Raw genomic sequence first — 23,316 nt, 5'->3', positions numbered from 1 at the left:
GCGAGCGACGCTCGGTCAGAGGCGATAGGCGACGTCGCCGAGCGGGATGAGCTGCGGGTTCTGCGCCACCCAGGTGACGGCCACTGACCGCATCAGCTCATCCCACGAGGCGTCCTCGAACCCGCGACGCGTGGCGAGATGCTCCTGGATCTCGAGGACGCAGTCCCACCCAGGGCCGCTGATGCCGTTGTCGAGTCCGGTCTCGAGGTAGCCGTGCCAGGCGCGTGCGAGATCGACGTGCGCCTCGGTGAAGTCCAGGCCGTCGTTGCCGCGGATCTCGGCGAGGATGACGTCGACGATGCGGACGACCTCACCCTGCACGGTCGTTGCTCGGCCGACCTCGGGAACCAGCTGGCCACGCAGGTTCGCGAAGCGCTCCGCGTCCGTGTCCCCGATCGCGCGGGCCAGGGAGGCGCTCGGCGCGGTGATCCGCTCGGCTGGCTGGGCGCCCGTGAGCTCGGAGAGGCGTGCAAGCGCGGCATCCTGAGTCGCGGCGTCTTCCTCCGAGAGCAGGATGCGCCTCGCCTCGCCTGAACGCGCCGCGAGCGTGATGTCGGCGCGCACCGCATCGGTGACGGGCGAGCCTGCCGCGACGAGGAGCTCGACGAGCTGCGTGAGGGTGAGGAGATCGTCGAGGCCGTCGCCGACGACGCCTCGGCTCGCGGCCAGCTCGAGCGGCAGCAGCGGCGTCGGCGCCTGGCTCGTGCCGGTGCCCGCCGAACCGGTGCGGGCACCGGGCAGCACGCGTTGCGCGCTCACCTCGGCACCGGCCCGCAGGAGGAGGCGGACGTTCTCGACGTGGAGCCCGTTGGCTGCGTGGTGGAGCGGCCGGTAGCCCTTGCTGTCGGTGCGCTCGGGGTCGGCGCCGAGGCCCAGGATGACGGCGATCGGGTGACCGACGCGGGCGTGGTTGCCGAGCACCGTGAAGCGGCTGGCCGTCTCGGTCTCCTCGAGGTCGAGGCCCGCCGCGACCAGCTGCAGGATCTCCTGCTGCGTGGTCCTGAGCTTGTCGGCGACCGTTCCCTCTGCGGCGCGCGGCAGCACCACCGGTCTCGTCGAGAGGTGAGGCTGCTCGGCGTAGGTCTCGACCAGGCCTCGCAGCCAGGCGGCGTCGAGACTCGCATCGTCGAGCCCACGGTCGAGCACCACCCGAAGCACTCCCCCGTGATCGATCTCGTCGGCTACCTGCTGGAGCGTCGCCGTGACGAAGCGCGGCGCCGGTCCGGGCGTGCCGAGCGAGGCTCGCCTGGACGTCGTGAACGCGAACAGGGTCGGCACTCCGTCGTCCTCGGAGATCTCGAGCCGGGACGTGCTGGGGTCGAGCGCCACCACCCAGGTGCCGCGCACCATGGCTCGTGCCCAGTAGCCGTGGAAGGCGGCGGAGTCCGCCGGATGCTCGCGGTACTGCTGCGCGAGCAGCGACAGGGTTGCGAGCTCCCGCGGGCTGGGCTGCTCAGCACGCTGCCGGCTGCGCTCCCGCGCGGCGAGCGTCTCCGACACCGGGCGCGACAGGACGAGGTCGCGGAACCGGACGAAGTCGGAGAAGCTGCCGGAGAGGGCCTGCCGGAGCTCGGCGGCGTTGCCGACCCAGGCCGTGTCCTCGGGGTCATCGAGCGCCTGTGGCGGGTGGTTCTCCGCGGGGACGATGTACGTCGGGCTTCCCTGCGGGTTGACGATGAGGAAGCCTGCCGCGACGCAGAGCTCGAAGATGAAGCCAAGCTCAGCCTCTGAGAGCGTGGCGTGGAAGATGCCGCCGGCGAGCGGTGCCTCCTGCTCGGGCGGGTCGAGGTAGAGATCGGACCAGTTCCCGTCGAAGGCGAGCGGCTGCCCTCCGGCGTCGAAGAGTGCCCCCGTGCTCTCGTCGGGGACGACGTGCAGCCCCCGGGCGGCGAGGAACGCCGCGAGTTCGTGCCGGTCCGCATCGACGTGCTCGCCACCCTCGATGCGCATGAAGTTCAGCGAGTAGCCCATGACAACGACCCTAGCCGCGCGCGCCGATGGCGCGGACGATGCCCGCGAGTCCGTAGCGCCAGGCCTCGTCGATGTCTCCGCCGAGGTTGAAGCCTCGGTTCAGCTCCATGCTGACGAAGCCGGCAGCCCACGCGGTCAGGGTGCGGGCCGCCTCGAGCGCTCGCTCCTGACCGGCGAGCTCGCCCGCGAGGCGCAGGATGCTCGCGCTCGCGTCCGCACCGAATTCCGGCCGTGCAGCGGGTGTTCCGGCCCCCGGCGTCATCACGAGCTGGAACGCGGCCGGGCGCTCGTGCCCGAAGGCCCGGAACGCATCCGCGAGCTGCTCGAGATCGCCGGCGGCGTCCAGCCGCTCTCCGAGCTCGACGAGGGTCGCCTCGGCAACGAGCTGGATGAGCTCCTCACGATTCGCGACCCGCTTGTAGAGCGAGGGCGCACGGACTCCCACCCGGACGGCGACCGCCTGCATGCTCAGCTTGGGGAGCCCCTCGCTTTCGAGGAGGTCGCGGGCGGCGAGCACGATCGCGTCGAGGGAGGTCCTGTCCGGAGTAGGCATGCCCCCACTATAGCTATTGACAGTAGCCATGATGGCTACGTACCATAGCCTTCATGAGACTCGACGCTTCCCTCCACCGCATCGGCAACGACATCGTCGCGGCCTACCTCGTCACCACCCCGGAGGGCGTGACCGTCATCGACGCCGGCCTCGCCGGCCACTGGCGCGAGCTCATCGCCGAGCTCGCATCCATCGGACGCTCGGTCGACGACATCAAGGGCGTGATCCTCACCCACGGCGACTCCGATCACGTCGGCTTCGCCGAGCGGCTGCGACGCGACCACGGCATTCCCGTCTACGTGCATGCGGATGACGCCGCCCGTGCGAAGGGCGGGTCGAAGCCCTCGAACGCCAAGCAGTCGATGAAGCTCGGGCCCCTCCTCACCTTCGCCGCCTACACGCTGCGCAAGGGCGGAGCGCGAACCACGTGGCTCACCGAGGTCGTCGAGGTGCAGCACGGAGCGACGCTCGACCTCCCGGGCTCGCCGCAGATCATCGGCATGCCTGGCCACTCGCCGGGCAGCATCGCGGTCTTCGTCCCCGCCGCCGACGCCGTCTTCGTCGGGGATGCACTCACGACCCGCCACGTGCTCACCGGGCAGGAGGGCCCACAAGCGGCCCCGTTCACCGACGAGCCAGCACAGGCCATGACGTCGCTCCGCGCCATCATCGACACGAAGGCGAAGTGGGTGCTGCCAGGACACGGAGCGCCCTGGAGCTCAGGAGTGGCTGCGGCGGTCGCGGCGGTCGAGTCGGCCTCCAGCAGCACTCACTGAGCTCACCGCTCGTCGCCACGGAGCACAGCGCAGGGCGACGCTGGCCCTGTGGCCTACCGCTCTCGCTGGCACTTCTCGCAGAAGTGCGAGCCCCGGTTCTGGAACTTCTCGCGAACGATCGGCCGCCCGCATCTCGGGCACGGCTTCCCCTGGCGCCCGTACACGTTGAGCGAATGCGCGAAGTAGCCGGCCTGCCCGTTGACGTTCACGTACTGCGCATCGAAGGAGGTGCCACCCTCGGCGAGCGCCTTCGCGAACACCTCCCGCACGTGCAGCAGCAGCTCCCTCGCCTTCGACGGCGACAGCCCGGAGGTGACGCGCCCGTAGTGCAGCCTCGCCCGCCAGAGCGCTTCGTCGGCGTAGATGTTGCCGATGCCCGAGATGAGCGTCTGGTCGAGGAGTGCGGACTTGACACCCGTCTTGCGGCGCAGCAGCGCCGCCACCCACGCATCGTCGTCGAAGTTCGGATCGAGCGGGTCGCGTGCGATGTGCGCCACCTGCGACGGCACCCGCTCACCCTCGACGTCCGCCGTCGGCACGAGGCGATCGACGGCCAGTGAGCCGAAGACGCGCTGGTCGGCGAAGGCCACGACAAGATCGCCAGCGGGACCATCGACGCGGATGCGCGCTCGCAGGTGCCGGTCGTCGGGCGCGTCCGAGGTGCGGAGCAGCATCTGACCGCTCATACCGAGGTGCGCCGTCAGCGCCTCTTCGCGGCCCGCGAGCGGCAGCCACAGGAACTTCCCGCGCCGCGACACGCTCGAGATCCTCGCCCCTTCGAGCGCACCGACGAACTCGGCCGAGTCGCCAACGTGTCGACGCAGCGAGCGCTCGTCGAGCACCTCGACGGCCGACACGACGGCACCCGTGACCGCGGGTTCAAGGCCGAGGCGCACGACCTCGACTTCAGGCAGCTCCGGCACGACTAGGAGCCCGCAGGGGCGCCGTCGCCGCCGTCGTTCAGCTGATGCCATGCGGCAAGCGCCCCAGCGACCTCCGCCTGCTTCTTGCTCGTGCCGACGCCCTGCGCCTGCGCGAGGATGCGCTTCTTCTTCAGCACCGTGACCGTCGCCGTGAAGCTGCGGTCGTGCTCGAGGCCAGACCCCTCCACCTCGTAGCGCGGCGGCTCGGCGCCCCGCGTGTCCGCAAGCTCCTGCAGTGCGGTCTTCGGGTCCTGCTCGGCCCCGAGACGCCACACCACAGCCAGCTTCGGCTCGACGAGGCGCAGGACGAGCTCCGTCGCGACCTCGACCCCGGCGGAGAGGTACGCGGCGCCGATGACCGCCTCCACCGTGTCCGCCAGGACGGAATCCTTCTTGTTGCCGCCCGTCAGGTGCTCGCCACGACCGAGGTGCAGGTAGGCGCCGAGGCCGAGGCCCCGCGCGATCTCCGCCAACGCCACCGTCGAGACGAGGGATGCGCGCAGACGCGACAGCTGCCCCTCCGAGTAATCGGGGTACGTCCGGTACAGCATGACGGTGACGGCCTGCCCGAGGATCGAGTCGCCGAGGAACTCGAGGCGCTGATTGTCGGGGATGCCACCGTTCTCGACCGCGTACGACCGGTGGGTCAACGCGAGCTCGAGGAGCGAGGGAACGAAGTCGACCCCGAGGCCGCGTGCCAGCTCAGCTGACGGTGCGGCGTCGGGGTCGATGATCTTCACGTCGTGCATGACGCGAGGATCAGACGTCTGCGACCTTGCGGCCCTTGTACTCGAAGAACAGCGGAGTGCCGGCTGCGTCCTCGACAACCTTCGCGCGGTGCGGGAGGCTGTAGGTGACCTTGCCGTTCTCGACGGTCTTGACGAGGGTCGGCACGGAGGCCTTCCACTGCGAACGGCGCGAACGCGTGTTCGAGCGGCTCATCTTGCGCTTGGGGAGAGCCATCGGCGTCTACCTTTCATCTTTCATCGTGCAGGGAGGCGGGCTCAGTACTGGCCCGGCTCCCCCTTGTAATCATGGTTGCGCGCATCCTCAGGAGATTCTGTCTCACGAGGACCCGCGGCTTCCTCGGAACCCGTTGCTGGTTCCTCGGGTGCTTCTGTTGAAGCGCCAAACCCTGCCAACGCCGCCCAACGCGGGTCAACCGCTGGTGCCTGCTCTTCGAGCGGCTCCACCAGCTTCTCGCCGGTTTCAGGATCTAGGCCGAGGCAGTCCGGCCGACAAACCGGCTGGAATGGCAGTGCGAGCACTACCGCATCGCGAACGGGCGGTTCAAGGTCGACAATGTCGTCGTGAACCTCGTACTCGAGGGCTTCGTCGCGAGCATACGCGAAAAGCTCTGCGAAATCGACCCGGAGCGGCTCGTCCAGCGGTGTCAGGCACCTGCTGCACTCCCCGGCCATCCTCGATTCGAGGCCGACCGTCGCGAGGATGCCGTCATGCAGCACCTCGAGACGAACGTCGAGTTCGACCGGCGTGCCCTTCTCGATGTAGCCGAGCCCCTCGCCGATGCGCTCAGGCGCATCGAAGTCGAGTTCGAGCTCGCGCATCGTGCCGGGCTTGCCCACGATGGTCGCAATGTTCACGAAGTACGGAGAGGAAGTCACCGGGAGATTGTACGCCCTCGTCGCGGAGTGCATCCCGAGCCACCTACTCGATGGAGGTGTCGGTGTCGCCCTGCAGGTACTCGTAGACGACACGAGGCACGTACGGCGACACGTCTCCACCGAGCGAGGCGACCTGACGGACCAGCGAGCTCGAGACGTGCGCGTGGCTCGGGTCTGGCAGCATGAACATCGTCTCGACTCGGGCGAGGTTGCGATTCACGATCGCCATCGGAGTCTCGTAGGTCACATCGGCCTGTGACCGGATGCCCTTCACGATGACCTTCGCGCCGACGTCGGTGCAGTAGTCGACGAGCAGGCCCACGCTCCACGACGCGACGCGAACGTTGCCGCGGATGCCGGTCGCCGAGACCGCCTGCTCGATGAGCTCGACGCGGCGCGAGATGGGCAGGAGCGCGTGCTTGTCGGGATTGTGCACAACCACGACGTGCACTTCCTCGAAGACCGTTGCGGCACGCTGGATGACGTCGAGGTGGCCAAGGGTAACCGGATCGAACGAGCCGGGAACGACAGCGATTCTGCTCATGCCCACAAGACTACGGGGCGGTCCCTGCACGTCGCGCCCATGGAGCGCTCATCGCGTGATCGGGACGCATGGAGCAGGCGTGACAGGGTCAGATGCGAGCTAGACGCGGGTGGGCGTGTCGTCGTCCCCATCGGCCAGCGGCTCCTCGGGCTTCGGCGTGCTGCTCGCCTCGAGGTCCGCGGCCTTGCGCCGGAAGAGGATGAACGAGACGAAGACCACGGCCACACCGGCGAGCCCCATGAGCACCCAGGCCCACGGCGGGATCCCGGAGGCCGCGGCCGTCGACTGGGACGCCTCGTCCGACGTTCCCGCGTCGCTGTTCGTGATCGCGGCGCCCTCGGTGTTCTCGGCGGCACCGAAACCGGCGGAGGCGGACGCTGACGGTGCGGCGACCTCGGCGGGCGCCACGCCAACGGACACCGTGAACGGGATCGTGCCGGAGATCGGGTGGCCGTCGGAGGAGACGACCTGCCAGTTCAGGGCGTAGTCCCCCGCAGCGAGCTGCGGGAGCGCCTGCGTCACGACCGAGCCGTCGGCCGTGGCCGCCGACTCCAGCTCGAGGGCCGTCTGCTCCACGGCGGTCACCGCGAACAGCTCGACCTGCGGGCCGAGCGTGCCCTCCGACTGCACCTCAGCGGAGAACGTCAGGGTCGCGCTCTCCGGAGCCACGTCGACCGACTCGTCGGCGGCCGGGCTCGACTCGATCAGCTGGTCGTGCGCGGAAGCGAACTGCGATCCGAGACCGAGCGCGAGGGCCAGGAACGCCAGCATGGCGGCCAGCATGAGGCGGGAGGCGACGCGGAGGGCGTGTGCGGAGGAGGAAGAGGTCACCCGCCCATCGTAGGCCAGGGGACGCTCGCCGACCGAGGGGCTCGAGCCGTCAGGACTTGCCGAGGAACTCACGTTCCTCGAAGCTGTGCCGGCCGATGGCCGCCTTAAGGTCGGGCCACCTCTTGAGGCTCCAGTCGTCGTTGATGAGCAGCGCCGCCTCGTCCCTGGCGGAGCGGATCAGCTCGGTGTCCTCGATGACGCGCAGGAGCTTGAGGGACGTGCGTCCCCCTGACTGCGCCGTGCCGAGCACGTCGCCCTCGCGTCGCAGCTCCAGGTCGCGCTCGGCGAGCTCGAACCCGTCGAGCGTCTCGGCGACCGCGTTGATCCGCTCCCGAGCGGTGGACTCCTCCTCGGTGTTCGAGACGAGCAGGCACAGTCCGGCGTGCTCTCCTCGTCCGACGCGGCCCCGCAGCTGGTGGAGCTGGGACACCCCGAACCGGTCGGCATCCATGACGATCATGACCGAGGCGTTCGGCACGTTCACGCCGACCTCGATGACGGTCGTCGCGACCAGCACATCGATCTTGCCCTCGGCGAAGGCCCGCATGGCGGCATCCTTCTCATCGCTCGGCATCGCCCCGTGCACGGCGGCGACGCGCTTGCCCGCGAAGAGCGGATGCACGGCGAGCGTCGGCGCGAGCTCCATGACGGCGGTCACGGGCTGGGCCGGCTCCTCGCCATCGACCGGCTCTGCGGGTTCGGCTGGCTCGATGGCGGGGCACACGACAAACGCCTGCCGCCCCCGGTCGACTTCCTCCGCGACGCGCTGCCAGGCACGCTCCAGCCAGTGCGGATGCTCGCGGGTGGCGACGACGAACGTCTCGATCTTCTGCCGCCCCTTCGGCATGGTCACGATGCTCGAGATATCGAGGTCGCCGAAGACCGTCATGGCGACCGTGCGCGGAATGGGAGTGGCCGTCAGGACCAGCAGGTGCGGAGGCTGAGCGCCCTTCGCGCGCAGCGACTCGCGCTGCTCCACCCCGAAGCGGTGCTGCTCGTCGACGATGACGAGGCCGAGGTCGTCGAACATCACGTCGTCGCTCAGAAGCGCGTGGGTGCCCACCACGATCTTGGCCTCGCCGGCGACGACGCGCAGCGCTGCGCGCTTGCGCTCCGTCTTCGTCATGCTGCCGGTGATGAGGGTCGGCATGAGCTGCGCGGAAAGCTCCGGACCGAGGGAGTCGATGATCGATCGGTGGTGCTGGGACGCGAGGACCTCGGTCGGCGCGAGCATGGCCGACTGCCCGCCCGCGTCGGCGACCTGCAGCATCGCGCGCAGGGCCACGAGGGTCTTGCCCGAGCCCACCTCGCCCTGGACGAGACGGTGCATGGGCACGCCGCGGGCGAGGTCCTTCGCGATCTGCCGCCCGACCGTCTTCTGGTCGGGCGTGAGCTCGAACGGCACGAGTCGGTCGAAGGCCTCGAGCATCGGCCCGACCGTGTCGGTCCTCGCTCTCGCCGCGACGAGCTCGGAGATCGCCCGGCGTTGGAGGAGCGCCGCCTGGAGCACGTACGCCTCGGTGAAGCGCAGCGATTCCCGCGCCCGCTCGAGCAGCTTGAACGTCTCGGGCTGGTGGATGGCGCGCATCGCCTCGTCGTAGCTGTACATCCCGAACATGGCGCGCGTCTCCACCGGCACGGGGTCGCGGAGGAACGGCACGGCGTCGAGGACCGCCTGGACGGCCGCCGCCACCTTCCAGGTCGGCAGGCTGGCGGTGGCCGGGTAGATCGGGATGGGCTCCTTGAGCCACTGGTCGCGTCGTTCCGAGAGGGCCTCGAGTGGCGCGTTCTCGAAGAGCTCGTACTCGGGGTGGGCGAGCTGGATGGCTCCCCGGTACGCGGAGGCCTTGCCAGAGAAGATGCCGGTCACTCCCGGCTGCAGCTGCTTGGCACGCCAGCTCTGGTTGAAGAACGTCAGCGAGACGATGCCCTTCTCGTCGGTGATCTCCACTTCGACGATCGAGCCTCGTCGTGCGCGCATCTGCCGCTCGTTGACGCGCAGCACCCGCGCGACGAGGGTGACGTGCTCGCCGAGCGGCAGCGACTCGATGGCGGTCATCTCGCCTCGACGCGCGTAGCGTCGCGGGTAATGCTCGAGCATGCCCGCGACGGTGGTCACGTCGAGCTGCTTCGCGAGCTGCTGCGCGTCGCGCTTGCCGAGGACGTCCTCGAGCGGGGTATCGAGACCGATGTCGTCCATCAGCGCCTTCCTGACAGGGATGCGGGCGCGAGCACCGCCCGGCGTCGCGCTGCGGACGAGGCGGATGCGCGAAGCGCGGACCGGACCAGGAGGACGTCGTTCCAGATACCTTCCCGCTCGTGCTGGCTCAGCGCGTGCGACGCGCCGGGGTCCGAGAATGCGGCGTGCTCGTGCTCGATCCGGAGGCGCTCGAGCGCGCTCCGCGCGTCAGCGACGCGCTGGGCGGTGGCGGCTGGGACCCCGGCGCCGTCGCCCGTCGCGCGCTCGGGGGCTTCGAAGCCGGCGGCGATGGCCACGACGACGGCTGCCGGCGTGAGGCCGGTGCCGAGCGGCACCCCGTAGTCGACGGCGCTCTCGGACACCTCCTGCCAGGCGGCGTTGCCGGGACTCGGATGCTGAGGCGGCGAGCCTGCCAGGACCGCGACGCGACGCGCGCGGCGCCTGGCGCCCCGCAGGAAGGCGGGGATGAGCAGGAGCGCGACCAGGGCGAGCACGCCGCCGATGACGGCGAGGGTGATGAAGAGGGCCGTGAGGTCGACGGCTTCGCTCTCGCCAGCCTGCTCGCCTGCTCCTTCGGCGCCCTGCGTGGGCGTCGGCGTCGGCGTCTCGCTCTCAGGCGGCACGGTCGGCGCGGCGGTGCTCTCGGTCTCGACCGGCGCAGGCGAGGCCGATGGGGCGACCTCTGGCGTCATCGTCGGCGCCGTCGTCTCGCCGGGGCCGGGGGCGACGAGGTTGCCGAGCGCGCCGGCCGGCGTCGTCTCGAACATGACCCAGCCGTGGCCGGGCAGGTAGAGCTCGGCCCACGCGTGGAGCTGGTTGCTCGTCACGGTGTAGACGGGCTGGCCCTCCGCGTTCAGCTCGCCGGCGGAGCCGGGAGTGAAGCCGACCCCGATCCGGGACGGGATGCCGATCATGCGCGCCATGACGGCCATCGACGATGCGTAGTGCACGCAGTAGCCGGCCCGCGCTTCCAGGAATTGGGCGATGACGTCGAGGCTCGTGCCGTCGTACCCCTGCTGGACGGGCGCGGTCTCCGAGTAGGCGAACCCGTCGGCGAAGAACGACTGGAGCTGCAGGGCCTGTGTCCCGGCGGGCGCGTCCTCGTCGACGATCTCGCCGACCACGTCGCGGATGCGGTCGGTGCTCGGCCCCTCAGGCACCTCGGTGAGCGCCTCGAGGCCCGCCGGCACCTCGGCGTCGAGCTGCGAGATCGCCTCGAAGCTGGGGGTCGGCACCACGGTCTGGATCTCGTAGTTCTGCGCGAGCGCCTCGTCACCGGCGCTGCGGACGTCGCCCGTCTGCTCGTCGAGGAGGAAGTCTCCCTGCAGGTCGATGATGTTGGCCGCGAACCCCGGGCGCGGGAGGAAGGAGCTGACGCCGTCGTTGAGCACGATGCGCGTCGTGAACTCGCTCGACTCAGCCCCGGCCGAGACGCCGTCGGGCAGCGGCAGGTCGCCGCCGTCGACGCTCAGGTTGCCGTCGAAGTCGCCGGGCATCCAGTCGTCCTCGCCGCTGAGGTCGCTGAGGGTCTGGAGCGTGAGGTACGGGAGCGAGCCCTGGTCGGTGGTCGTGGCGTAGCGCAGCACCTCGACCGGGTTGTTGCGCCGCAGGTCCTCGCCCAGGTCGATGATGGGGTTCGCGCGGTTGGTGGAGAGGCCGGAGGTCGAGGTCTGCCGGATGGCGTCGATGCCGGTCGGCGCTGGAACGACCGTGGAGGCCACGAGCACGGCGACGAGGGACACGGCGGTGACCGCGAGGGCCCCGCCGAGGCCGGCCACGCCTCGACTGTCGACCAGGAACCCCTGATAGGAGAGCTCCTCGTCGTGCACGCGCTGGTGCCAGCTCGAGACGGCGTAGAGGAACACCGCGAGCGCCAGCGCCGCGAAGACGTACGACCAGCCGTTGAAGGCATCGATGCCGAGCGCCATCGGGATGAGGGGGAAGGCGAGCAGGGGCAGCGTCGCAAGCGAGCGGCCCCTGATGCCGAACACGAAGAAGTCGCAGAGCACGACGATGACGGCGACGCCGATGAGCACGAGCATGGTCATCGCCTCGGTCTCGCGAAGCGGGGCGGCGTCCGAGCGGAGCTGCTCGACGAGCTGCTCGGCGAGCACTCCCCACCCTTCGACCGTGGCGCGCGGCGATCCCCGCCCGGTGAATCCGACGAGGACAACAGCGCCGCCCACCATCGAGGCGACGAGCGCCCACAGCTGCGAGCCCGTGAAGGTGCGCACGAGGGCGGCGACCCCGAGCATGATCGTGACGAGCACGATCGCCTTCGCCGACCACGTGTTCGTGTCGAAGATCGGCCACAGGAGGTTCGTCGCGCTGAAGATCAGCACCGCGAGGGAGACGGTGACGACCCAGGAGCCGTTGGCTCCCGGAGTGCCCTTCCAGCCCTGCCGACGACGCATCTGCGCGGTCGTGGTCGCGTGCGAGCTCATGCGGTGGCCTCCAGTTCGAGCAGCGGCGTGAAGGGCTTGGCTCTGGCGGGCGAGTAGACGGCGACGTTCCAGCCCGCATCGGTGAACGATGTCAGGGTGGCGCGCGGCACCGGCTTCGCGGAGACGATGAGTGCGAGGGCCGGGGCGGCCACCGCCGACAGCGAGCGGATCGCGGTCAGTCCGTCGCCGGCCAGGTTCCGATGCACGTACACGACCGGCGTGCGCGCGATACGCGAGATGTCGTCGACGACCTCGGCGCAGGCCTCTCGCCGCTCCCCCGCCGCCGAGTCCGGCTGCGTCAGCATGAGCCTGCGCATGACCGACTCGAGCGCTTCCTCGGAGGGGGTACGTGTGCTCTCCGTGTCGCCGTCGAGGCCCGCGTGCGTCTCGAACAGCTCGGTCTCGTAGCCGAAGCGGTGGAAGCGAGCGAGCACGGAGGCGGCGAGCGAGACGGCGAGCTCGAACTCCGCGTCGATGGCCGTCGCCGGTGCCGACTGCTCGTTCATGAGGTCGACGAGAGTCAGCGGCGCCTTCGGTTCCTCGGCGGCGGCCGTCGCGCTCGTGTCGAGGATGACCACCGAGGTGTCTTCCGCGTGGTGCTCTTCCTGTCGCACGCGCAGCTCGCCCGCGTGCGCCGTCGCACGCCAATGGATGCGCCTGAGCGGGTCGCCGCGACGGTAGTCGCGGGTGAGGACGTCGTCGGAGTCCCCGGATTGCGCGACCCCGGCTTCGACTTCGCCCCCGCTCTTGCCGCTCGGCACGGACATGGCGGGCAGCTCTGCCACTCGAGGCCAGACCTCGACCTCGGTGGCCTCGCCGATCTTGAGGACTCGCCTCGTGAGACCGAGCCCGTCGGCATTGTCGAAGAAGAGCGGGCCGACTTCGTGGACGCCGCGGCGCATCGAGTCGACGCCGTAGGCGACGCGACGTCGCCGCTTGTCCTCGTTGCGGTGGAGTCGCGAGCCGATAGCGGGCAGCACCCCGCCGATGCTGGACGGCTCCGCACCGGGCAGGAGATCGAGGTAGGAGCTCGGCTCGAGCGCGATGAGCGAACGGTTGCGCACCTCGGTGACGACCCGCATCCGGTCGCCGACGGCAAGGGTGGTCGGGTAGATCGTGCGCACCGCGTCGAGCCGTGGTCGCCAGATGAGGCGCAGCACGAAGGCGACGAGCGGCAGGGCGATGAGGAACCCGCCGAGCGCGAGCAGCTCACCCCGGCCGAACACCACGGCGGCTGCGGCCAGCAGCACGCCGACCACCACCAGGCCGATGGCTCGGCTGGTGGGTCGCAGCCGCCTCTCGATGCGCCTCGTCGCCACGCGCTACGCGGTCGCCGCGCTCGTTGGGACGGCGATCTGCTGGCAGATCTGGTCGATGATGCGGGCGGCTGACGCCGACGCCGCCGTTCCCCGAGAGCCGCGGGCGCTGAGCACGAGCCGGTGCGCGAAGACCGGGCCGACGAGCTTCGAGACGTCGTCCGGCACCACGAAGTCGCGACCGGCGACCGCGGCGGCCGCCCTCGAGGCACGCACGAGGTGCAGGGTCGCGCGCGGGCTCACGCCGACACGGACGTCGGCGTGCTCGCGGGTGGCACGGGCGAGGTCGACGATGTACTGCTTGATGGCGGGCGCGACGTAGATGCGCGAGGTCTGCTCGATCATGCTGGAGACGTCGCTCGCGCTGAGCGAGGCGCGGACGCTCGACAAGGGGTCGCTCGAGTCGCGCCGGTCGACCATCGCGAGCTCGTCGTCGCGCTCGGGGTACCCCATCGACATGCGCGCCATGAAGCGGTCGCGCTGCGCCTCCGGCAGCGCGTAGGTGCCCTCCATCTCGGAGGGGTTCTGCGTCGCGAAGACGGTGAAGGGCACTGGCAGTCGGTGCGTGACGCCGTCGACCGTGACCTGCCCCTCCTCCATGCACTCCAGCAGCGCCGACTGCGTCTTCGGGGAGGCGCGGTTGATCTCATCGCCGATGACGACGTTCGCGAACACCGGGCCCTGCTGGAACTCGAAGCGCCGCTCGACCTGGTCGTAGATCGCGACGCCCGTGACATCCGAGGGCAGGAGGTCTGGCGTGAACTGGATGCGGCTCACGCTCGAGTCCATGGCCGCCGCCAGCGTCTTGGCGAGGACCGTCTTGCCGACCCCGGGGACGTCCTCCACAAGGAGGTGACCGCCGGCGAGGAGCACGACGACCGCGAGGTGCACCTGCTCGTCTTTGCCTGAGATGACCGATGCGACGCTCTCGCGGATCTGCCGCGCGCCGTCCTGCAGTGCGACCGCCGTGCTCGATGCGCGCTCGCGCCCAGCCGGCTCTGCGGGCAGAGCCCTCGCCGCCGCGGTTTCCGCGCCGTTGCCGTATTCCATGGCCACCTCCGAATTCAAGTGCCCATCATTCCACGCACCCCCGACAAGTTCGGCCAGCTTCTCCAGGCGGTGGATGGGTCGACGCAGTCGCGGCTACGATCGCAGCGTGACACGCATCATCGCCGGAGCCGCCAAGGGCCACTCGCTCGCCGTCCCGAAGAGCGGCACGCGTCCGACGAGCGACCGAGTCCGCGAGGCCATGTTCTCCTCGCTCGAATCGCTGCTCGACCTCGGCGGCATCGCCGTGCTCGACCTCTACGCGGGCTCCGGTGCGCTCGCGTTCGAGGCGCTCAGCCGGGGCGCATCCAGCGCCGTACTCGTCGAGCAGTCCAAGTCGGCCGCCAACGTGCTGCGCGCGAACGCCGAGCTGCTGGCGCGCGTGACCCGAGAGCAGGGTCGCCGGGCCGTCGCCTCCCGCGTCGCGCAGAACTCCGTCGACAGCTTCCTGCGGACAGCTCCTGGTCAGCCCTTCGAGCTCGTCTTCGTCGACCCGCCATACGAGCTCGGCGAAGCGGAGCTCACCGGGGCGCTCGAGGCCCTGGTGCCGCACCTGGCACCGGAGGCGGTCGTCGTCGTCGAGCGGGGGTCGCGCTCCCCAGCTCCCACGGTGCCAGAGTCCTTCGAGCTGCTGCGCCGGAAGTCCTACGGCGAGACCATCGTCTTCAGCTACGAGGTGAGCCCCGTCGACGAGCCGGGGGCCGAGAAGTCCCAGGCGTAGGGGTCCCACCCGCGGGCGGCCCGGCCAGCGCCGTCGACGAGCACGGGGGGAACCTGTCCGTCCTCATGCGGGTGCACGCGGCCGATCACCCGGAACCCCTCCGGCAGCGGCGTCCCAGCCGGGAAGGTGGCGAGCAGGCCGTGATCCTCCCCGCCGACCACCACGAGGTCCACGGCTCGTGCGTGCAGCTCGGCGGTCCCGACCCCGGGCAGGGCGGCTCGCAGCGCCGCCTCGACCGCGGCGATGTCGACGGCGAGGGACGACGTCTCGACCTCGACGCGGACGCCGCTGGCCCTCGCCAGGCGCGAGGCGTCGAGGAGCAGGCCGTCGGACACATCCATCATGGCCGTCGCCCCGGCAGCTCGCGCGGCGAGGCCGAGGGAGGCGTCGATCGTCGGCGCGAGGTGCCAGTCGACGACTGAGCGCACGGCGTCGCCACTCGACCGCAGGGCCTCGATTCCCTCGGCGAGCGCCTCCCCGCGCGCGTCCCTCGCGAGGGAGTAGAGCAGGGAGAGGCCCGCACCGCTGCGCCCCGCGGGGCCGCTGAGCGCCAGCACGTCGCCCGCCTTGGCACCCGATCGCCGCACCGGGTCGCCCCCGCGCAGGTCGCCGAAGGCGGTGATCGCGATCGTCAGCTGCTCGCTCGTCGACAGGTCGCCGCCGACCACGCCGCAGCCAGGGGCCATGTCGGCGAGGGCCGCCGCGAAGCCGTCCGCGAGCTCCTCGACCCAGGAGACCGGCGTCGAGGACGGCAGCGCGAGCGCCACCGTGATCGCCGTCGGGGCAGCGCCCATCGCGGCGACATCCGCGAGGTTGGATGCGCACGCCTTGCGCGCCACATCGCGCGCCGTCGACCAGGCCGAGCGGAAGTCGGGGCCCTCGATCATGAGATCCGTCGTGATGACGACCCGCCCATCGCCCGCCGTCAGCACCGCGGCGTCATCGCCGGCCCCGAGCACCGCGTCATCGGCTGCCGGGACCCGCGCGAGGATGCGCTGGAGCAGATCGGCCTCGCCGCACGCGCCGACCGTGAGCACGTCAGCGGGGGTTCGGCGGATGGCGTCGTCGGGAAGAGCAGGCACCCGCTCACGATAGCCTGGGAGCAAATGTCTCGAACCTTCCGCTCCGCCTCGCGCATCGGCTCCGCCGTGATCGCGACCGCCGCATCCGTCGTCCTGCTCACCGCCTGCAACAGCGCGAGCGTTCCCATGGAACCGGCTCCCGACGCGGCCGCCCCGGAGTGCGCCGAGGTCTCGGTCCGCCTGCCCTCGACGGTCGACGGGCTCGAGCTGCGCCTCACCAACGCGCAGGCGACGGGAGCCTGGGGCACCCCGGCCGGCGTGCTGCTCCGCTGCGGCGTTCCGACACCGGGGCCGACCTCCGAGCAGTGCGTCAGCCTGAGCGGTATCGACTGGATCGTCGACGACAGCCAGGCGCCCACCTACCGGTTCACGAGCTACGGCCGCACACCCGCCGTCGAGGTCGTCGTCGATTCGGACGTCGCATCGGGCACCACCGTGCTCGTCGACCTCGACGATGCCGTCTCGAGGCTGCCGAAGACCGGTGCCTGCGTCGGCGCCGACGACGTCCTCGGCTAGCACCACCCCGGAGAGCGCCGCCGAGCTGACTGCGGCCCCAGTGCCCCGGAGCACGACCAGCTCCCGCACGGCGGGCCTCCTAGCGCGTGAGGCGCGCCTCGCGGGCTGCGGCGTGCGCGCTCGCGACCTCGATGAGCTCGGTGATGAGCTGCGGGTAGCTCATGCCGCTCGCCTGCCAGCACTTCGGGAACATCGAGATGGGCGTGAAGCCCGGCATCGTGTTGATCTCGTTCACGACGAACCCGTCGTCCGTCAGGAAGAAGTCGACGCGGGCCAGGCCGGAGGCGCCGAGCGCCTCGAAGGCACGCACCCCGAGCTCCGCCATCTCCGCGAGCAGCTCGTCGCTCAGCTCGGCGGGGCACCGCAGCTCCACCCCGGAGTCATCGAGGTACTTCGCCTCGAAGTCGTAGAATTCCGCCTTCGTCATGACGATCTCGCCGGCGACCGAGGCGCGAGCCCGCTCCCCCGGCCGCGACTCGAGCACGGCGATCTCGACCTCGCGGCCCACGACCGCCGCCTCGACGAGCACGTGGTCGTCCTCCGCGAGGGCCGTCGTCATGGCGGCTGCGAACTCGTCGAGCGCGGCGACCTTGCTGACGCCGACGCTCGAGCCAGCGCGGGCGGGCTTGACGAACACCGGCAGCCCGAGCCGGTCGACGGTCTCCGCGGCCAGCGACGCACCCCGCGTGTCCCACTGGTGCTGCGAGATCGTGACGCCGTCGGCGACCTGCAGGCCCGCGTCCCTGAGCACGATCTTCGTGTAGTGCTTGTCCATGCCGACGCTCGCGGCGAGCACCGACGAGCCGACGAACGGCAGGCCGACGAGCTCGAGCATGCCCTGCACGGTGCCGTCCTCGCCGAAGGGGCCGTGGAGGATCGGGAACACCAGGTCGACCTCGCCGAGCGACGTGCGCTCGGTTCGCTCGGCTCCCGCCTCGGCACCGTGAGCGTCGCCCTCGACACGCGAGACCGTCACCTCGCGGTGCTTGGCCGAATCGGGCAGGTGGATGCGCGTGCCGTTGTCGACGACCTCCGGCAGGTTCTCGGGGTCGAGCGCGAACTTGTCGGCGTCGTCGTCCTCGAGCACCCAGGCGCCGTCGCGCGTGATGCCGATGGGCAGCACCCGGTACTTCTCACGGTCGATAGCTCCGAGGACACCGCTCGCCGTCGCGCACGAGATGGCGTGCTCGCTCGAACGGCCGCCGAAGACGACGGCGATGAGCGGCCGCGCATCCCCAGCGGGGGTTGAGCTGGCGGAGGCGTTCAGCTGAGCTGTCGACATGAGGTTTCCTTCCACGAGCGACTCTTCGCTCACCGCACAAGGGTACGGGGTCGCCCAAGCCGCACCGGGCGCTACTCGCCGCTCGGGCCCTCGTCGGTCGCGAGGTGGGGGGCGAGGTCGGCGGGGCTCATCCGGCCGTGGAGCACGTCGTCGATCTGCGTCGCGATGGGCATCTCCACGCCGTGGCGCTCGGCCAGCTCGAGGATCGCGCCGACGGAGCGAAGCCCCTCGGCGGTCTGCTGCATCTGGGCGACGACGTCGTCGTAGACGTAGCCCTGCCCGAGGAGGCGCCCGGCCGTGAAGTTGCGGGACAGGGGCGACTCGCAGGTCGCGATGAGGTCTCCCAGGCCCGCCAAGCCGATCATGGTGGACGCCTGCGCACCCATCGCGACGGCGAAGTCGGAGATCTCGGCGAGCCCGCGCGTCATCACGGACGCCTTCGTGTTCTCGCCGTAGCCGACGCCGTCGACGATGCCGACGGCGATGGCGATGAGGTTCTTGAGGACCCCACCGAACTCGGTGCCGACGACGTCCACGTTGACGAACGACCGGAGGTAGTCGTTGCGCGCGAGCTTCGCGACGCTGACGGCGGTGGCCTCGCTCGCCGATGCCACGACGATCGCCGTTGGCTGCTCCTTCGCGATCTCGAGCGCGATGTTGGGCCCGCTCGCGACAGCCACCCGCTCGGCCGGGATCTGCAGGACGCCCTCGAGCACCTCGCTCATGCGAAGCCCGCTCGCCCGCTCGACGCCCTTCATGAGGCTCACGACGACCGCGTCGCCCTCGATGTGGGGGGCCAGCTGGGCGGAGAGCTCACGGGCGGTCTGCGCCGGCACCGACACGAAGACGAACTGCTGCCCGCGGACCGCCTCGACCAGGTCGGGCGTCGCGTGCAGGTTCCTCGGCAGGTCGATGCCGGGGAGGTAGCCCGTGTTCCGGTGCGACTCGTTGATCTCGTTCGCGACCTCGGTTCGGCGCGCCCAGAGGGTCACGTCGTGGCCCGCATCCGCGAGCACCTTCGCGAAGGTCGTGCCCCAGCTGCCGCTGCCGAGGACGACGGCACGCTGCGCCGAGCTCACGCTCCCCCCGCCTCTCGGGACGAGCCGCCCCGGTCCTGGGGGAACTTGCCGTGCTCGCTCTGGCCGTGCTTCGCGGGGTCGTACAGCTCAGCCGGAGCCTCTTCACCTCTGATGCCCTCGAGGAGACGGGTCACGTCGTGCATGACGAGCTCCGTGGCGCCCTTCATGGCGCTCGCGCTGTGCATACGTCCGGTGAACTCCGTGAGGCTCACCGGTTCGCCGACGTGCACCGTGATCTTCGTCCGCCATCCGAGCGTCGGCTTCTTCGCGTACCGCGGCAGGATGTTCTGCGCACCCCAGATCGCGGTCGGGTAGACGGGGATGTCGGCGCTCAGCGCGACCCTCGCCGCGCCGTTCTTGCCGCGCATCGGCCACAGGTTCGGCTCGCGGGTGAGGGTGCCCTCCGGGTAGATGATGACACCCTGCCCGAGCCTCGCGAGCTGCTGGGCGGACGCGATCGCGGCCTGGTTGGCGCCGCGCGCGTCGCGCGAGACGGGGATCTGCCCGCTCTTGCGGAGGATCCAGCCGAGTCCCTTGACGCGGAAGAGCCGGTCGGCGGCCATGAAGCGCGGCGCGCGGCCGAGCTTCCACACGGCCATCCCCATGAGGAGCGGATCGACCTCGCTGGTGTGGTTCGGGGCGACGATGAACGCGCCCCGCTCCGGCAGCGTGCCCTTGATCTCCCAGCGCATGATCGGCCAGCTCAGCGGAAAGGCGATCGCCGCGAGGAACCAGAAGATCGAGGGCTTGGTCTTCTCAGGCGATCCGCGCTTCCCAGCGGACACTCCTACGCCTCAACCGTGAAGTCGGCTCCGAGGGTCTCGAGCTTCGCGATGAAGTTCTCGTAGCCGCGCGCGATGATGCCGACGTTCGAGACCCGCGAGGTGCCCTCTGCCGCGAGCGCCGCGATGAGGTGGCTGAAGCCGCCGCGGAGGTCGGGGACCTCGATGTCGGCGGCCTTGAGCTTCGTCGGGCCGGAGATCACAGCCGAGTGCTGGAAGTTGCGCTGGCCGAAGCGGCACTCCTGGCTGCCGAGGCACTCGCGGTGCAGCTGGATGTCGCTGCCCATCTCGACGAGCGCGTCGACGAAGCCGAAGCGCTGCTCGTACACCGTCTCGTGCACGATCGAGACGCCGTGCGCCTGCGTCAGGGCGACGACGAGCGGCTGCTGCCAGTCGGTCATGAAGCCGGGGTGCACGTCGGTCTCGATGACGACGGGGCGCAGCTCGCCGCCCGGGTGGTAGAAGCGGATGCCGTCGTCGTGGATCTCGAACGCTCCGCCTGCCTTGCGGAACACGTTGAGGAACGTGAGCATCTCGGGCTGCTTGGCACCGCCGACGAAGATGTCGCCGTGCGTGACGAGTGCCGCGGAGGCCCAGCTGGCTGCCTCGTTGCGGTCGAAGAGCGCCTTGTGGCTGTAGCCGCCGAGACGCTCGACACCCTCGATGCGGATGACGCGGTCGGCATCCACCGAGATGATGGCGCCCATCTTCTGCAGGATGTTGATGAGGTCCATGATCTCGGGCTCGATGGCCGCGTTGCGCAGCTCCGTGCGGCCGTCCGCGCGGACGGCGGTGAGCAGGACCTGCTCGGTGGCGCCCACCGAGGGGTACGGGAGCGTGACCTTGGCACCGTGGAGGCCCTCGGGGGCGCTCATGCGGATGCCGCTCGGGAGCTTCTCGATGACGGCGCCGAAGTTGCGGAGCACCTCGAGGTGGAAGTCGATGGGCCGGTCGCCGATGCGGCAGCCGCCGAGGTCGGGGATGAAGGCCTCGCCGAGGCGGTGCAGCAGCGGGCCGCAGAAGAGGATCGGGATGCGGCTGGAGCCGGCGTGCGCGTTGATCTCGGCCATGTGGGCCGTCTCGACGTTCGTCGGGTCGAGGCGAAGGTCGCCGGAGACCTCGTTGCGGTCGATCTTCACGCCGTGCAGCGTGAGGAGACCGGCGACGACGCGCACGTCGGAGATGTCCGGCACGTCGCGGAGGACGCTGACCTCCTCGCCGAGCAGCGCCGCGACCATGGCCTTGGTGACGAGGTTCTTCGCGCCACGCACCTCGATGCGACCCGAGAGCGGGCGTCCGCCGTTGAAGACGATGGTGTCGCCGGTCAGACCGACTGATGCGCCGGCGCGAGCCGAGTCGTTGGTGATCGTGTTCACTGAGTTGCACTCCCTGCGGTGGTGGACCTGCGGATCGGAAGAGTCCGCGGACGCCACGCCTCTCGGCGTGACTCAAAGGTGGAGATCGCGTGTTCGTCACGCAACGTCAACGAGATGTCGTCGAGCCCCTCGAGCAGACGCCATCTCGTGTAGTCGTCGATCTCGAACGTCGCCGTCATGTCTCCGACAGTAACGGTGTTCGTGGTGAGATCAACGACCGCAGTCGCACCCGGGGCTGCCTCGGCGGCGTCCCAGAGCTGTTCTACGAGGTGCTCGGCCAGCGTGGCGACAAGCAGTCCTTGCTTGCCGGCGTTGCCGAGGAAGATGTCGCCGAAGCGGGATCCGATGACGGCGCGGAAGCCGTAGTCCTTGAGCGCCCACACGGCGTGCTCCCGGGAGGAGCCGGTTCCGAAGTCCGGTCCGACGAGCAGGATGCGCGGGTCGTCCTGGTACTCGGGCCGGTTGAGCACGAAGTCAGGGTCCTGCCGCCAGCCGTTGAACAGCGCGTCCTCGTAGCCCGTCTTCGTGACGCGCTTGAGGTAGACGGCGGGCAGGATCTGGTCGGTGTCGACGTTGGAGCGGCGCAGCGGCACGGCGGCTCCCTCGATGCGGGTGATCTTCTCCATCAGACGGCCACCTCCTGCGGCGTTCGGGTGTCGGTGCTCGCGGCGGGCGCGGTGGGCTCGTCGAGATCAGACGGACTGGAGAGCGTACCCCGAACCGCGGTCGCAGCGGCGACGAGGGGCGACACGAGGTGCGTGCGTCCGCCCTTGCCCTGCCTGCCTTCGAAGTTGCGGTTGGAGGTGGACGCGCAGCGCTGCCCGGGCTCGAGCTGGTCCGGGTTCATGCCGAGGCACATCGAGCAGCCGGCGAAGCGCCATTCTGCGCCGAACTCGGTGATGATCTTGTCGAGGCCCTCGGCTTCCGCCTCGAGGCGCACGCGTGCCGAGCCTGGCACGACCATGACGCGGACGCCGTCGGCCTTCTGGCGGCCGCGGATGACGGAGGTGAAGGCACGGAGGTCTTCGATGCGGCTGTTGGTGCAGGAGCCCATGAAGACGACGTCCACGGGGATGCTCTTCATGGGTCGTCCGGCCTCGAGCGCCATGTACTCGAGCGCGCGCTCGGCGGCCTGGCGGTCGTTGGGGTCCGCGAAGTCGGACGGCTCCGGGACGACCCCGCTGAGGGAGATGCCCTGGCCCGGGTTGGTTCCCCACGTGACGAACGGCTCGAGGGTGTCGGCGTCGATGAAGACCTCGGCATCGAAGCTCGCGTCGTCGTCGGTCCTGAGGGTCCGCCAGTAGTCGACGGCAGCGTCCCAGTCGTCGCCGACCGGGGCGTGGTCGCGGCCTTCCAGGTAGGCGAAGGTCTTGTCGTCCGGGGCCACCATGCCGGCGCGAGCGCCCGCCTCGATGGACATGTTGCAGACGGTCATGCGGCCCTCCATGGAGAGCGCCTCGATGGCCGAGCCACGGTACTCGAGCACGTAGCCGGCTCCGCCGCCCGTGCCGATCTTGGCGATGACGGCGAGGATGATGTCCTTCGCCGTGACGCCCTCCTTGAGCGTGCCGTCGACGTTGATGGCCATCGTCTTGAACGGCTTGATGGCGAGCGTCTGCGTGGCCAGCACATGCTCGACCTCGCTCGTGCCGATGCCGAACGCGATGGCTCCGAAGGCGCCGTGCGTCGACGTGTGGGAGTCGCCGCAGACGACCGTGATGCCCGGCTGCGTCAGCCCGAGCTGCGGCCCGACGACGTGCACGATGCCCTGCTCGGCGTCGCCCAGGGGGTGGAGCCGGATGCCGAACTCCTTGGCGTTGCGGCGCAGCGTCTCGATCTGGGTGCGGCTCGTCGTGTCCGCGATGCGGTTGAGGATGTCGACCGTCGGCGTGTTGTGGTCTTCCGTCGCGATGGTGAGGTCGGGGCGCCGCACCGGGCGGCCCGCGACTCGGAGACCGTCGAAGGCCTGCGGGCTGGTGACCTCGTGCATGATGTGCAGGTCGATGTAGATGAGGTCGGGCGAGCCGTCTTCACCCTTCGCGACGAGGTGGTCTTCCCAGACCTTCTGGGCCAAGGTCCTCGGCTGCGACTGTGCCTCGTTCGTGCTGTCTTCCGTCTTCATGTTGCTTGCGTCTCCTCGCATCTGCTCAGGCGCCATCGACACCGCGACGGGATGCACCTGCGAAGTTAGGCCCCGTCGCGGCAGCAAAGGAGAAGCAGACCGGCAGACATGCGAACCATGCTAACA

At 70.2% G+C, this 23,316-nt stretch carries 22 protein-coding genes; 3 read left to right on the top strand and 19 right to left on the bottom strand.

Features of this window, described 5'->3' with window-relative positions; genetic code table 11:
* Positions 1 to 15 precede the first annotated feature (15 nt).
* Both C5E07_RS19625 and C5E07_RS03695 read right to left on the bottom strand, forming a co-directional pair.
* Positions 16 to 1,971, bottom strand: coding sequence for a hypothetical protein (locus tag C5E07_RS19625; RefSeq protein ID WP_219820119.1), 1,956 nt, complete (start codon positions 1,969 to 1,971; stop codon positions 16 to 18).
* 10 nt (positions 1,972 to 1,981) lie between these two features.
* Positions 1,982 to 2,524, bottom strand: coding sequence for a TetR/AcrR family transcriptional regulator (locus tag C5E07_RS03695; RefSeq protein WP_104298481.1), 543 nt, complete (start codon positions 2,522 to 2,524; stop codon positions 1,982 to 1,984).
* Between the two features lie 53 nt (positions 2,525 to 2,577).
* Here C5E07_RS03695 and C5E07_RS03690 point away from each other — a divergent pair, with 53 nt between their 5' ends.
* Positions 2,578 to 3,300, top strand: coding sequence for an MBL fold metallo-hydrolase (locus C5E07_RS03690; RefSeq protein ID WP_104298480.1), 723 nt, complete (start codon positions 2,578 to 2,580; stop codon positions 3,298 to 3,300).
* Positions 3,301 to 3,353: 53 nt separating this feature from the next.
* Here the strand turns inward: C5E07_RS03690 and mutM are convergent, their stop codons facing one another.
* The 10 genes from mutM to C5E07_RS03640 all read right to left on the bottom strand — a co-directional run bounded on the left by mutM (position 3,354) and on the right by C5E07_RS03640 (position 14,233).
* Positions 3,354 to 4,223: a bifunctional DNA-formamidopyrimidine glycosylase/DNA-(apurinic or apyrimidinic site) lyase gene (gene mutM, locus C5E07_RS03685; protein WP_104298479.1), complete on the bottom strand. Its 870-nt coding sequence runs from the start codon at positions 4,221 to 4,223 to the stop codon at positions 3,354 to 3,356.
* Between the two features lie 2 nt (positions 4,224 to 4,225).
* Entirely contained in the window at positions 4,226 to 4,972 is a 747-nt protein-coding gene (gene rnc, locus C5E07_RS03680; RefSeq protein ID WP_104240621.1) for a ribonuclease III, read from the bottom strand.
* A 10-nt stretch (positions 4,973 to 4,982) separates the two neighbouring features.
* Entirely contained in the window at positions 4,983 to 5,186 is a 204-nt protein-coding gene (rpmF, locus tag C5E07_RS03675) for a 50S ribosomal protein L32 (RefSeq protein ID WP_068484295.1), read from the bottom strand.
* A gap of 41 nt (positions 5,187 to 5,227) precedes the next feature.
* Positions 5,228 to 5,848, bottom strand: coding sequence for a DUF177 domain-containing protein (locus C5E07_RS03670; RefSeq protein ID WP_258063767.1), 621 nt, complete (start codon positions 5,846 to 5,848; stop codon positions 5,228 to 5,230).
* 43 nt (positions 5,849 to 5,891) lie between these two features.
* Positions 5,892 to 6,392, bottom strand: a complete 501-nt coding sequence (coaD, locus tag C5E07_RS03665; RefSeq protein ID WP_104240619.1) for a pantetheine-phosphate adenylyltransferase — start codon at positions 6,390 to 6,392, stop codon at positions 5,892 to 5,894.
* Positions 6,393 to 6,491: 99 nt separating this feature from the next.
* Positions 6,492 to 7,223: a copper resistance CopC family protein gene (locus tag C5E07_RS03660; RefSeq protein ID WP_104298477.1), complete on the bottom strand. Its 732-nt coding sequence runs from the start codon at positions 7,221 to 7,223 to the stop codon at positions 6,492 to 6,494.
* Between the two features lie 49 nt (positions 7,224 to 7,272).
* Positions 7,273 to 9,423 (bottom strand): ATP-dependent DNA helicase RecG, encoded by a 2,151-nt coding sequence (locus tag C5E07_RS03655; RefSeq protein ID WP_104298476.1) that lies wholly within the window; start codon positions 9,421 to 9,423, stop codon positions 7,273 to 7,275.
* Positions 9,423 to 11,867: a DUF3488 and transglutaminase-like domain-containing protein gene (locus C5E07_RS03650; protein WP_104298475.1), complete on the bottom strand. Its 2,445-nt coding sequence runs from the start codon at positions 11,865 to 11,867 to the stop codon at positions 9,423 to 9,425. Before C5E07_RS03650 ends, C5E07_RS03655 begins: the two co-directional genes overlap by 1 nt.
* Positions 11,864 to 13,117 (bottom strand): DUF58 domain-containing protein, encoded by a 1,254-nt coding sequence (locus C5E07_RS03645; protein WP_146081436.1) that lies wholly within the window; start codon positions 13,115 to 13,117, stop codon positions 11,864 to 11,866. Before C5E07_RS03645 ends, C5E07_RS03650 begins: the two co-directional genes overlap by 4 nt.
* Before the next feature lie 72 nt (positions 13,118 to 13,189).
* A complete protein-coding gene (locus C5E07_RS03640) occupies positions 13,190 to 14,233 on the bottom strand; it encodes a MoxR family ATPase (RefSeq protein ID WP_104240614.1) in 1,044 nt (347 codons plus the stop codon).
* A 106-nt stretch (positions 14,234 to 14,339) separates the two neighbouring features.
* On the opposite strand from C5E07_RS03640, the gene rsmD reads away from it, so the two are divergent.
* Entirely contained in the window at positions 14,340 to 14,951 is a 612-nt protein-coding gene (gene rsmD / locus C5E07_RS03635) for a 16S rRNA (guanine(966)-N(2))-methyltransferase RsmD (RefSeq protein ID WP_181057774.1), read from the top strand.
* On the opposite strand, the gene thiL is transcribed toward rsmD, so the two are convergent.
* Positions 14,900 to 16,033 (bottom strand): thiamine-phosphate kinase, encoded by a 1,134-nt coding sequence (gene thiL, locus C5E07_RS03630; protein WP_258063766.1) that lies wholly within the window; start codon positions 16,031 to 16,033, stop codon positions 14,900 to 14,902. The two genes, rsmD and thiL, sit on opposite strands and share 52 nt — an antisense overlap.
* 24 nt (positions 16,034 to 16,057) lie before the next feature.
* Between thiL and C5E07_RS03625 the strand changes: the two genes are divergently transcribed.
* Entirely contained in the window at positions 16,058 to 16,549 is a 492-nt protein-coding gene (locus C5E07_RS03625) for a DUF3515 domain-containing protein (RefSeq protein ID WP_104240612.1), read from the top strand.
* 79 nt (positions 16,550 to 16,628) lie between these two features.
* Here the strand turns inward: C5E07_RS03625 and C5E07_RS03620 are convergent, their stop codons facing one another.
* The 6 genes from C5E07_RS03620 to leuC form a co-directional block, all read right to left on the bottom strand.
* Positions 16,629 to 17,831 carry a D-alanine--D-alanine ligase family protein gene (locus C5E07_RS03620; protein ID WP_104240611.1) on the bottom strand — a complete coding sequence of 401 codons (1,203 nt, stop codon included), beginning with the start codon at positions 17,829 to 17,831 and terminating at the stop codon, positions 16,629 to 16,631.
* 71 nt (positions 17,832 to 17,902) lie between these two features.
* Positions 17,903 to 18,910, bottom strand: coding sequence for an NAD(P)H-dependent glycerol-3-phosphate dehydrogenase (locus tag C5E07_RS03615; protein WP_104240610.1), 1,008 nt, complete (start codon positions 18,908 to 18,910; stop codon positions 17,903 to 17,905).
* The gene (locus C5E07_RS03610; protein WP_258063059.1) at positions 18,907 to 19,695 is read right to left on the bottom strand and encodes a 1-acyl-sn-glycerol-3-phosphate acyltransferase; all 789 of its coding nucleotides are present in this window, start codon (positions 19,693 to 19,695) and stop codon (positions 18,907 to 18,909) included. The genes C5E07_RS03615 and C5E07_RS03610 overlap by 4 nt, the downstream gene beginning before the upstream one ends.
* 2 nt (positions 19,696 to 19,697) lie before the next feature.
* A complete protein-coding gene (gene murA / locus C5E07_RS03605; RefSeq protein ID WP_104240609.1) occupies positions 19,698 to 21,068 on the bottom strand; it encodes a UDP-N-acetylglucosamine 1-carboxyvinyltransferase in 1,371 nt (456 codons plus the stop codon).
* Complete coding sequence (gene leuD / locus C5E07_RS03600) at positions 21,065 to 21,694, bottom strand: 3-isopropylmalate dehydratase small subunit (RefSeq protein ID WP_104240608.1); 630 nt, start codon at positions 21,692 to 21,694, stop codon at positions 21,065 to 21,067. The genes murA and leuD overlap by 4 nt, the downstream gene beginning before the upstream one ends.
* Positions 21,694 to 23,190: a 3-isopropylmalate dehydratase large subunit gene (gene leuC, locus C5E07_RS03595; protein ID WP_104298472.1), complete on the bottom strand. Its 1,497-nt coding sequence runs from the start codon at positions 23,188 to 23,190 to the stop codon at positions 21,694 to 21,696. The genes leuD and leuC overlap by 1 nt, the downstream gene beginning before the upstream one ends.
* Positions 23,191 to 23,316 lie beyond the last annotated feature (126 nt).

Source organism: Pseudoclavibacter sp. RFBJ3 (assembly GCF_002931375.1).
Taxonomy (GTDB): Bacteria; Actinomycetota; Actinomycetes; order Actinomycetales; family Microbacteriaceae; genus Pseudoclavibacter.
Note: the sequence above shows the minus strand (reverse complement) of the source record. Positions and strands in the feature narration are given on the sequence as shown.

What these genes read in the sequence shown, in the direction of transcription:
- rnc (WP_104240621.1), bottom strand. Translation starts at nt 4,972, where the DNA reads ATGCACGACGTGAAGATCATCGACCCCGACGCCGCACCGTCAGCTGAG.
- leuC (WP_104298472.1), bottom strand. Translation starts at nt 23,190, where the DNA reads ATGAAGACGGAAGACAGCACGAACGAGGCACAGTCGCAGCCGAGGACC.
- leuD (WP_104240608.1), bottom strand. Translation starts at nt 21,694, where the DNA reads ATGGAGAAGATCACCCGCATCGAGGGAGCCGCCGTGCCGCTGCGCCGC.
- coaD (WP_104240619.1), bottom strand. Translation starts at nt 6,392, where the DNA reads ATGAGCAGAATCGCTGTCGTTCCCGGCTCGTTCGATCCGGTTACCCTT.
- C5E07_RS03650 (WP_104298475.1), bottom strand. Translation starts at nt 11,867, where the DNA reads ATGAGCTCGCACGCGACCACGACCGCGCAGATGCGTCGTCGGCAGGGC.
- C5E07_RS03690 (WP_104298480.1), top strand. Translation starts at nt 2,578, where the DNA reads ATGAGACTCGACGCTTCCCTCCACCGCATCGGCAACGACATCGTCGCG.
- C5E07_RS19625 (WP_219820119.1), bottom strand. Translation starts at nt 1,971, where the DNA reads ATGGGCTACTCGCTGAACTTCATGCGCATCGAGGGTGGCGAGCACGTC.
- C5E07_RS03625 (WP_104240612.1), top strand. Translation starts at nt 16,058, where the DNA reads ATGTCTCGAACCTTCCGCTCCGCCTCGCGCATCGGCTCCGCCGTGATC.
- C5E07_RS03655 (WP_104298476.1), bottom strand. Translation starts at nt 9,423, where the DNA reads ATGGACGACATCGGTCTCGATACCCCGCTCGAGGACGTCCTCGGCAAG.
- C5E07_RS03620 (WP_104240611.1), bottom strand. Translation starts at nt 17,831, where the DNA reads ATGTCGACAGCTCAGCTGAACGCCTCCGCCAGCTCAACCCCCGCTGGG.
- C5E07_RS03640 (WP_104240614.1), bottom strand. Translation starts at nt 14,233, where the DNA reads ATGGAATACGGCAACGGCGCGGAAACCGCGGCGGCGAGGGCTCTGCCC.
- C5E07_RS03695 (WP_104298481.1), bottom strand. Translation starts at nt 2,524, where the DNA reads ATGCCTACTCCGGACAGGACCTCCCTCGACGCGATCGTGCTCGCCGCC.
- rpmF (WP_068484295.1), bottom strand. Translation starts at nt 5,186, where the DNA reads ATGGCTCTCCCCAAGCGCAAGATGAGCCGCTCGAACACGCGTTCGCGC.